1 protein-coding gene is annotated in these 1,009 nt (G+C 41.1%); it reads right to left on the bottom strand.

What is annotated here, in order from left to right:
- Positions 1–257: 257 nt before the first annotated feature.
- Positions 258–821 (bottom strand): hypothetical protein, encoded by a 564-nt coding sequence (locus Q0340_RS04570; protein WP_298082353.1) that lies wholly within the window; start codon positions 819–821, stop codon positions 258–260.
- Positions 822–1,009: the final 188 nt, after the last annotated feature.

Raw genomic sequence — 1,009 nt, 5'->3', positions numbered from 1 at the left:
AGCGGTAAAAAAGAAATGTGATTTTACAAAAATAATCTTAAAACGGCGTTAAAATTCTAACCGCGTAATTTTATGGAACTTAGGCTCACTCAAATCGTGGCTAAATTTCACACCAAAGCGCGCAACTTTATCTGATTTTCGAGTAGATCACTTTCATGCGCATAAGGCGGCATAAAATTTAAGACGAAATTTTATATAAAATTTCAGGGCTCTTAAATCCGCTGCGATAAATCTAATCTACGCTTAAATCGCGTGAATTAATAACTCTTTTTTACGCTAATAAGCTCCGATAGCATTTTAGGGACGCCCGGTAATTCATACGCTCCCCGGCAGATATTATTTTCGGCATCGGGACCTTTTTCTATGATGATGGTTTTCTTTTTAGCATCTAAGCTGATTATGAAGCATTTGTGGATATTCGCGCCCATTAGATACGCCGAATTTGCTCCGTTAGGCTCTAATGGAACGTTAGTCATAGCTGAAAAATCAGATGCGAATTTGCCTTGAGAGCTATAGTAAGCCTCTAGCTCGTATCTAACGGTACTTAAATTTGTCGCCAACTTAGAGATCTCCGCATCATCTCTAGTAGTCAGCCCCGGTTCCGCAATCGCTACTGCAGGCAAGGCAATCGCTACGATACAAACTGTAGCTATTATCGTCGCTACGGATACTTTTTGGGGAGTTACGTCATATTCGCAGTTTTGCAGCGACTTTGCGGCGACGATAAGCGAGCTTTTATTTTTGCGCGCCATATCGTGCGTAAAGGATAAAAATAAGGATTTGCCGTATTCCATAAGACCTAAGCCCACGGGAGCGGTCACGACTAAAATGGTTAAGGACTAAACCCGACAAATAAGTTAAGATAGCCAAGATCCAACCGCCCACAAAAAACCAAATAATGCTGCCTAAAATACGCATATTTTACCTCTTTATAAATTTATGCAAATCAAGCAAGCCGCCCGTTACAGACATTGCACAGCCCACCATTGCTTTTGCGGCGTATTTGATG

This window comes from uncultured Campylobacter sp. (assembly GCF_938045595.1).
Taxonomy (GTDB): Bacteria; Campylobacterota; Campylobacteria; order Campylobacterales; family Campylobacteraceae; genus Campylobacter_B.
This window is presented reverse-complemented; position numbering and strand designations above follow the sequence as displayed.